Raw genomic sequence first — 8745 nt, 5'->3', positions numbered from 1 at the left:
GCCCAGGCCACGCCCGCGCTCAATGTCCGCGCCGGCAACCTGGACCGCATGCACCTGGAATACTTTTCGGACACGCTCATCGACTCCGCCGTCCGCGCTTGGCTCGCGCCCTACGTCGCCCAAAAAGTGGGGTAGCGCCGGCGTCCCGCTGGCTGTCATGGCGGCAACTCGCCGCGTCAACTGGGTACTGGGTACTAGGTACTCGGTACTAACTGAGAACTGAGAACTAGCCATGTTCGAATTTCCCCAATCGTTCGAAACCGCCCGCAGCCAGGCCATGGCGCGAGTGACGGAATCGATGCTGCGCGCCCTCGGAGGCAGCGCCGTCACGGTGCGCTTGCCGCAAAGCGTGGCACTGGACAACGCCGATCTCGGCCTGGCCTCGCCGGTCACCGAAGACGTAGTGCTCACGCCGGCCGTGGTGCGCGCCGTGCCTGCCGCCCGTGGCGAGGTCGGTCTGCGCGTCGAGCTGGTCATCTCCGCCGCTTCGGTCGCGGAGCAGGCGGCCTCGCGCAATCTCGATTCTCCGGACGCCCTCCTGGACAATGCCATCGGCATCGTGCACAACGACAAGCTGCTGCGCGTCCGCAGCGTCGACATCCACGCCTTCGCCGACGACCCGGCCTTCTACCGCATTACCGCAACAGAATGAGGCTGTCATCCTGAGCGAGACGCCTTTGCCTCACGTCGAGCGAAGGATCTAGGCGAGCGACCGCGCGCCCGCCGCTTTTGCGGGCTGAACGCGCGACGCGAGCTTCCTTATTAGCTGGCCACACGAACCCCTGCTCCCGTGCCCTTATGCAATTCGCCAAAGACACCTTCTACGTCGCCCTCCGCGACCGCCTGGCCGCGCTCAATCCGGCGCGCATCGTGTTCCTTGACGGCGTGAATCGCCCCGCGGTGATCGTCGCCGAAAATGAGCCCGCTACCTCCACTGGCGCGTTGCTCGACGCCTTCTACGTGGTGTGGGGCGCGGTCCGTGCGGTAGAGAGTGCGGCGCGCTCCCTGCGTCCGCTGCTGGCACTCGACTGCGCCATCGTCTACCGCACCCGGGGCACGGACGACATGAGTGGCGTGGACCGTGGCCGTATGCTTGCCACTCTGGACATCGAGTTACTGCAGATCTTCTCGCCGCACGGCGCTCCTAAGCTCGACTACACCCAGACCGCACCGATCGACTTGGGTACCAGCGTCTTCTGGCTTCCGCCGCAACTCGCGGAGCCGGTCAACGTCGGCGGCGAACTGCGCCGCACCGCGCGCACCACCGTCTATTTCTTCCCTGAGGCTGACCTCGCATGAGCACCACGCCCCTGCGTCCGCCGCTTTCGCCCATCGCGCGACGCGTCCGCGCCTACTTTGCTCCCGTCGACCGCAACAGCTCCATCCCGGCCATCTTCGATCCCGCTCTGGATGCCGGTTTTCCGCTCGACGCCCCGCCCGCGCCCTGGCTTGACGTCGGCTGGATCGACAACTTCCGCCGCCTGCCCGGCACCGAGGTCTTGCCCGTGCGTGCCGGTGCAAAGGGAACCACCGCGTCCCAGTTCCGCGCCCGCCTCGAAGCCCGCGTCGAGTTCGATTTCCTCGACTGGGGCAAGCTGCAGATGGCGCTGGCCGGCGGCTCCGAGCACTACAACGTGCTCGACCCCGATCCCAACGGCCCGCGCATTCCTTCCGGCGCCAAGGGAATCCCGGCCGTCGCTCTCCAGCCCGGCTCCACCGCCACGGAGATCATCGTCGGATCCGGTGCGGTCGCCGCCTTCGCCACCGGCGATGTCATTTCCGTCGACGTCGACTACGTCAACCAGACGGGATACGTCGGCACTGGCATTGCCGGTGCGTTCGTGCGCAATCCCGCCGACGTATCCGACGACGTCGATTTCATCCGCCGTGCCTCCTTCAACCTGGGCAAGGTCGCATCCACCACAGCGACTTCGCTCCTCCTGGTGCAGCCGCTTTTGGCCGGCACGCCTCCCGCGAACTCCAAAGTGCAGAAAGTCATCGCTTTCGTGGATCGTGAGGCCGGCAGCTTCTTCCAGGAGTGGTCGGCGGTATTCATTCTGCCGGCGGAATCGGGAGGACGGGTCTGCTTCCACTATCCGTTCCTCCAGCCCGCCGCGCCTGCGCGCGAGACGTCTTTCACCGTCGCCGGGCCGCTGGAGTCGTTCGCGCTGCGCGCCGCGTTCACCGCTCGTCCCATCGGCGACCCGGCCGACGCGGAGCGCGTGCTCTGCTACCGCACCTTCTACCCGCCGCCCTCCGCCTCTTTGTATTAACGGTTCGATTTCTCGAGCCCCTCCGCCACTTTTGGGAAAGCGGACAGTGGTAGCAGCCAGGAGCTAGTAGCTTGTTCCTTACCATCGACAACTTGGACGGCTCCGGCGTGCGCGACTACACCGCGACACTCGATGCCGGCGCTGCGCCCCGGATTGAGCGCCGCCTCAATCGCCCGTCTGCGCTGCGGCTCTCGCTGGTTGCGGATACGCCCTCCTTCATCGTTCCGTTGAACGGGGGGCGCATCATCCTGAGCCGCTCGGACGGCATCAAGATCTTCACCGGCTATCTCGCCCAGGCACCGGTGCACGAGTATCTCGGATGGGGTGAGCGAGGGCCCGTCTACCGTTACGCGATCGTCGCGCACGGCGACGAGTTCGTCCTCGACCGCAAGCGCCTGCCCTCGCGCGCTCTCTTCATCAATCGCAGCGCCGGCTCCATTCTCGAACAACTGGCGGACGACCTGCTGCCCGGCGCCTTCGACACCAGTGCCGTGCAGGATGGTGTGGCTTTGGACTCCTACTCCGCCAGCCCCAGCCGGCCGTGGTCAGCCCACGCTGCCGAACTCGGGTTGCTCGCCCGCGCGGTATGGCGCGCTCATGACGGCGCATTGAGCTTCCAGCCGGTCGGAGCGGTCACCCATGCGATTGCGGAATCGTCCGTCGGTTTCACGCCCGACGGTCTCCGTCTCTTCGCCGCCGGCCCCGCCCTGAACGACGTCACGGTCGTGGGCCGCGTCGAGCCCCGCGCCTGGGTCAAGGACTACTTCCTCGGCGACGGTCTTACGCTACGTTTCCAGCTTTCCCACACGCCCTTCACGCGCCGCAATGCGGGCATCTTCGAGGACGAGTACAAGAGCGGCGCTCTCGACCCGCTGCTCTGGAACGTCACGGATCCCGCCTCCGCCTTCAGCGTTGCTGGCGGCAAGCTGAACGTCGAGGGCGGGACCGGCGTCGATGGCGCCACCCGTCTGGAGTCCGTGCAGCCGGTCGAGCTCGGCGGCGCGTTGCTCCTCCAGCACGGCGAGGCCACCTTCGCTGCGGCCACCGACGCCGTACTCGGCGGGCTGTATTCAGGAGCGGTGTCCATCGCCAACTGCCTCGCCGGATTCCGCATTACGCCATCGGCAGGCCAGTCCCAGATTCAAGCCCTGATCAACGGCGTGGCCACCGGTCCCACCATCACCACGGCTGCCGGTCACGGCTATTCTCTTACCACGCGGCTCTACGCCACCCAGCCCTTCCGCACCCAGTCCCTGTTCCACTCTTCGTCCCATCCTGCGGGTAGCGGACTCGGTGGCAGCTCGATTCCCGCCAACGTGCGGGTCGTCCTCGAGGTGCACGACGTCGATCCCGCCAGTCCCGGCTCTCAGGCAGCTCCCTCCACGATCCTGCTTGACGCCATCGTCAGTACGGTGCCGGCCTTTGTGACCTACGCGCCGGTGGATGCGCTCAGCGCCCATTGCCAGCTTTCCTACACGCGCCTCGCTCGCGCCGTCAGCACCGAGATCCGCAGCGTGATTCCCGCCCAGTCATTCCGCACCCGCCTGGTGGGCGCGGTCGCCGAGGGTGCGGAGTGCATCGTGCTGCAGTCCAATGAACTGCTGTTTCATTCCCAGTACGTTCCGGTCGCCAACGAGGAGATCGTGGTGCGTTACCGTGGGCGCGGACGCGCCCAGGCGCGCGTCACCGATCCCGCCAGCATCGCCGCGCTCGCCTCGGGCGCAGATGACGGGGTGCGCGCGGCCGCCTTGCGCGTGCTCGATCCACCGCCGCGCGCCGCCGCCGACTGTGAGAACGCCGCGCTCGCCGTTCTCGGCGATGCCACGCAAGTATCCTGGTCCGGCGAGTACCAAGTCTGGAGCGATATCCTGCCCGGCTTCACCACAGATGACGTCCTTCCCGGCGATGCCGTCACCGTGGACGTGCCCACACAGGCAGCCAGCTTCAGCGCCATCGTACGCGAGGTCGATGTCGAAGCCGCCGACTTCGTCAACGACCGCTGCCGTTACCGCATTGCCTTCGCCAACGACGCCGCTGCGCCCCTCGCGCTTGCTCTCGAGGACTCAGCGCTGCGCGACCTGCCGGAGGACCCACTCACCGTTTCCACCGCCGGCACGACCTTCATCGCCGATCTGCCCGACGCTGAGATCACTACCATTACCTCCACCACCGTCACCATCGACGCCGGTGTCGCCGCGCCCCCCGGCGGCGGTTTCGAGGTCCGCCGCAGCGACTTCGGCTGGGGACCGGAGAACGATCGCAACCTCGTCGGCCGCTTCACCACACAGTCCTTCACCGTCACCCGCGTGACGCGCGTCGTGGGGTTCTTCGTCCGCCAGTTCGACAACTCCTCGCCGCCGCGCTATTCCCGCTACTCCACCGCCCTGCACGTGGACTATCCGCTGTAGTCGTTGACGGAAAGCAGAAAGCGGAAGGCTCCCCAGATGACTGATTTCGAACAACGCGTCCTCGCCGACCTCGCCGTCCTCAAGGAGCAGATGCGCTCCCTCGTCGGCAACGGACAGCCCGGCCGCCTGCGCCAGCTCGAACAGCGCGTCGAACGTCACGAAGCTTTCGCCCAGCGCGCCGGAGGCATCGGCGCCTTCCTCGCCGCCCTGCTCACCATCTTCCACGCCGGCATCGACTACCTGCGGAAGTAGCAAAACCAACTCGGCACTCGCCACTTGCGACTGGCCACTGCCCACTAACCACTGACAACCGGAGGTTCCCATGGTTTTTCTCGCCAAGCTCTTGCGCGGCATCTCCTTCATCCCTGTGATTGTGCACGGAATCGAAAGCTTACTGGGCAGCCGTAGCGGCGCAGAGAAGAAACAGTCCGCGCTCGATTTTGTGGCTGCGGCCCTGTCTCTCTCGGAAGCCGTCACCGGCAGGGACGTGGTAGACGAAGAAAAGTTCCGCAACGGCCTCAGCAAGATCATCGACGGCGTCGTCGAATGCCTGAACGCTTCCGCCTGGGCCAAGAGCCGCTAAAGACACGAACGGCAGGCCTTTCGGCCTGCCGCCTTTCCTGCTTCCTGTCACCTGCAAGCTAGTAGATGTCTTCGTTCCACTCCTGCAGGTACGTCTTTACCTGGGCCATGAACTGGTCGGCTACGGCGCCGTCGATCACCCGATGGTCGTAGCCCAGCACCAGGTGGACGATCGAGCGGATGGCGATGGAGTCGTTCCCGGCCTCATCGGTCACCACGACCGGCGCCTTGAAGATGCCGCCCACGCCCATGATGGCCACGTTGGGCTGGTTGATGATGGGCAGGCCGTACAGCGCGCCGAACTGTCCCGGATTGGTGACCGTGAAGGTTGCTCCCTGCACGTCGTCCGGAGTCAGCTTCTTGGATCTTGCGCGCTCGCCCACGTCGGCAATGGCCCGCTGCAGTCCCAGGAAGTTGCGTTCCTCGGCGTTCTTCACCACCGGCACGATCAGTCCCCAGTCCAGCGCCACCGCGATCCCCACGTTGATGTTGCGGTGGTAATGGATGCTCTCGGCTTCGACCGACGAGTTGATGATGGGCCAGTCGCGGATGGCGTTGATCGCCGCCCTTACGAAGAACGGCATGTAGGTGAGCTTCGAGCCGGTGCGCTGCTCGAAGGTCTTCTTCTCCCGCTCGCGGAGCTTGACCACGCGGGTCAGGTCCACTTCATAGACGCAGTGCACGTGCGCGCTGGTCCGCCGTGACTCGATCATGTGCTGGGCGATCTTCTTGCGTATCGCCGTCATGGGCACGATCTCGCCCGGAACCACCGCCGGTGCGCGCACTGGCGCCGGGGCCGCCGCGGCCGCTGGCGCCGTCGCCGCCCGTGCCGGAGTTGCTGCCGCGGCTCCACCGCGTGCGATGAATGCCTGGATGTCTTCCTTGGTGATCCGGCCCTCGAGTCCCGAGCCCGGTACCTGGCGCAGGTCGACGCCGTGCTCTTTGGCCATCTTGCGCACCAGCGGCGAGGACCGTATGCGCTCGCCCTCTTCGCGCGCCACCGCCGCCGGCATTTCCACCACCGGCGCTCGCGCCGGCTCCGGTGCTTTCGCCGGTGCAGCCTTGGGTGGGGCCGCAGCCGCTTTCGCTGGTGCTGGTTCCGCTGCCTTTGCGGGAGGAGCCTTCGCCGGTGCCGTCGCCGCCGCTCCCGCGCCGTCGGCGTCGATCACTGCCACCACCGTGTTCACCTGCACCGTGGTGCCTTCCTGAACTTTGATTTCCTTCAGCACACCGCTGGCCGGCGCCGGGATCTCGGCATCCACCTTGTCGGTCGAGATCTCGAACAGCGGCTCGTCGCGCTGCACCTTCTCGCCCGGCTTCTTCAGCCACTTGGTCAGCGTGCCTTCGAATATCGATTCCCCCATCTGGGGCATGATCACATCGGTTGGCATGGCTCTCCGCGCTCTCTTCTAGTGGGAACTTCGAACCTGGCGCAAACTCCGATTATAAGCGCCGCACCGGACGCCGTCAGCCACGGATCCCCATCTCCCTCACGGTTCCCGGGGAAGGTGCCATCCTTCGCGAAGCGAAGGACCCATGCACTTGTCACGCTCCGCGGCGGTGTTTCCCGCGTCGCTTGAAGAACTGTACCTGCCGCTCGCGCTTCAGCGCTTCCTCACGCGTCTTGTACGGACCGCCTAGCTTCCGCCGCGGCTTCGACAGCGAATAAAGCACGTATCCCTTGGGTGTCTTTTTGATCATGAATCCTAGGCGTGCTCTGCGATCTCGGCGGTGAGAATCAGTACGCCTTCAACCGCCGCGCCTCGCGCACTACATCTCCCACCTTGGGCAGGAACACCTCTTCCAGCGGCGGCGAGAACGGCACCGGCGTGTCCAGCGACGCGATGCGCACCACCGGCCCGTCCAGATCGTCGAAGCACTCTTCGTGGATCACTGCCGTTACCTCGCCCGCGATCCCGCCTGTCTTCGTGTCTTCGTGCAGGATGATAGCCTTGTTCGTCTTGCGCACTGTGGCGGTGATGGCTTCGCGGTCCAGCGGCGCGAGCGTCCGCAGGTCGAGCACCTCGATGTCGATCCCCTCTTTCGCCAGGGTCTCCGCCGCCTCCAGCGCCACCTGCAGCATGGCCGCATAAGTAATGATGCTCAGGTCGTGCCCCTCGCGCGCCACACGCGCCTTGCCCAGCGGCACCGTGTACTCCTCTTCCGGCAGATCCTCCTTGATGCGCCGGTAGAGATACTTGTGCTCCAGGAAGAGCACGGGATTGTTGTCGCGCACCGCGCTCTTGATCAGCCCCTTGGCGTCGTATGCCGTCCCCGGTGCCACCACCTTCAGCCCCGGCGTGTGCGCAAAATACATCTCCGGGTTCTGCGAGTGGAACGGACCGCCGTGCACGTTGCCGCCGCACGGCCCGCGCAGCACTACCGGCACCGGCGCGCCCCAGCGGTAGTGCGCCTTGGCCAGCATGTTGGTGATTTGATTGAAGGCGCACACGATGAAGTCGATGAACTGGAACTCCACCACCGGTCGCATCCCGGTAAGCGCGGCCCCGAACGCCGCGCCCACGATCGCCGACTCGGCGATCGGCGTATCGATCACCCGTTCCGGCCCGAAGTGATGGATGAACCCGTCGGTCACCTTGAACGCCCCGCCGTAGATGCCGATATCCTCCCCGATGCAGAACACCGCCGGGTCGCGCTCCATCTCCTCCCAGAGTCCCTGGCGGATGGCTTCGAGATAAGTGACGGTTGGCATTCAGTTCGCTCGGCTGCGCCTCGCTACGCTCAGGATGACAACGGGAAACCTACTTCAAATGCACCGCCGCTTCGGTCTCCTTTAACCGCTTGCCTTCAGCTTTTCTTCGCGTTGCCTTCACCGCCCCATACTTCAACTTGATTTCGTGGCATCCCTCTTCGCAGTAGACACCGCTCGCGGCCGTCTCCGGCTTGGGCATCGGTGAAGCCACCGCCGCTTCGCGGTCGGCTTCCAGCTCTTTTTCTACGCCCTCGATCAGTTTCTTGTTCTCCGCTGGTGTCAGCCACTTCTTCTCCAGCAGATACTTCTCGAAACGCGCAATGGGATCGCGCTTGCGCCAGAACTCGAACAGTTCTTTCGGGACATACCCGGCGGCGTCATGGATGGCGTGGCCTTTCATGCGCATCATCTTGGCTTCGATCAGCGTCGGGCCTTCGCCGCGACGGGCTCGCTCGCAGGCTTCGTGCGCCGCGTCGTACACCTGGCAGGCGTCCGTCCCGTCCACGATCACTCCCGGCACACCATAGCCCGGTGCGCGAGTCGCCAGGTCTTCCACCGCGAACTGCATCTCGGTCGGCGTCGAGTACGCCCACACGTTGTTTTCCACCATCAACACCAGTCCCAGCTTCTGCACCGCGGCGAAGTTCAGCCCTTCGTGGAACACTCCGGTAGATTGGCCCCCATCGCCGATGTAGGTCATCACCGCGATGTTCCGCCCTTGCATGCGCGCACCCAGCGCCACCCCCGCCAGCACCGGAATCAGGTCGCC

10 protein-coding genes are annotated in these 8745 nt (G+C 65.5%); 6 read left to right on the top strand and 4 right to left on the bottom strand.

Annotation, left to right across the window (positions count from 1 at the left end):
- The first annotated feature begins 232 nt into the window (after positions 1-232).
- The 6 genes from VLE48_10700 (at position 233) to VLE48_10675 (ending at position 5264) form a co-directional block, all read left to right on the top strand.
- A complete protein-coding gene (locus tag VLE48_10700; protein HSA93470.1) occupies positions 233-652 on the top strand; it encodes a hypothetical protein in 420 nt (139 codons plus the stop codon).
- Between the two features lie 146 nt (positions 653-798).
- A complete protein-coding gene (locus tag VLE48_10695) occupies positions 799-1299 on the top strand; it encodes a hypothetical protein (protein ID HSA93469.1) in 501 nt (166 codons plus the stop codon).
- Complete coding sequence (locus tag VLE48_10690) at positions 1296-2273, top strand: hypothetical protein (GenBank protein ID HSA93468.1); 978 nt, start codon at positions 1296-1298, stop codon at positions 2271-2273. The genes VLE48_10695 and VLE48_10690 overlap by 4 nt, the downstream gene beginning before the upstream one ends.
- A gap of 71 nt (positions 2274-2344) precedes the next feature.
- The gene (locus VLE48_10685; protein ID HSA93467.1) at positions 2345-4681 is read left to right on the top strand and encodes a hypothetical protein; all 2337 of its coding nucleotides are present in this window, start codon (positions 2345-2347) and stop codon (positions 4679-4681) included.
- A gap of 36 nt (positions 4682-4717) precedes the next feature.
- The gene (locus tag VLE48_10680; protein ID HSA93466.1) at positions 4718-4933 is read left to right on the top strand and encodes a hypothetical protein; all 216 of its coding nucleotides are present in this window, start codon (positions 4718-4720) and stop codon (positions 4931-4933) included.
- 70 nt (positions 4934-5003) lie between these two features.
- On the top strand, positions 5004-5264 hold the full coding sequence (locus VLE48_10675) for a hypothetical protein (protein ID HSA93465.1): 261 nt from the start codon (positions 5004-5006) through the stop codon (positions 5262-5264).
- 58 nt (positions 5265-5322) lie between these two features.
- Here the strand turns inward: VLE48_10675 and sucB are convergent, their stop codons facing one another.
- From sucB to VLE48_10655, 4 genes are all read right to left on the bottom strand, one after another.
- A complete protein-coding gene (gene sucB / locus VLE48_10670; protein ID HSA93464.1) occupies positions 5323-6654 on the bottom strand; it encodes a 2-oxoglutarate dehydrogenase, E2 component, dihydrolipoamide succinyltransferase in 1332 nt (443 codons plus the stop codon).
- A gap of 154 nt (positions 6655-6808) precedes the next feature.
- The gene (locus tag VLE48_10665; protein ID HSA93463.1) at positions 6809-6964 is read right to left on the bottom strand and encodes a hypothetical protein; all 156 of its coding nucleotides are present in this window, start codon (positions 6962-6964) and stop codon (positions 6809-6811) included.
- A gap of 37 nt (positions 6965-7001) precedes the next feature.
- On the bottom strand, positions 7002-7976 hold the full coding sequence (locus tag VLE48_10660) for an alpha-ketoacid dehydrogenase subunit beta (protein HSA93462.1): 975 nt from the start codon (positions 7974-7976) through the stop codon (positions 7002-7004).
- A 49-nt stretch (positions 7977-8025) separates the two neighbouring features.
- Positions 8026-8745: thiamine pyrophosphate-dependent dehydrogenase E1 component subunit alpha (locus tag VLE48_10655; protein ID HSA93461.1), on the bottom strand; the 720-nt coding region annotated here is incomplete at its 5' end.

This window comes from Terriglobales bacterium (assembly GCA_035454605.1).
Lineage (GTDB): Bacteria > Acidobacteriota > Terriglobia > Terriglobales > Acidobacteriaceae > DATMAB01.
This window is presented reverse-complemented; position numbering and strand designations above follow the sequence as displayed.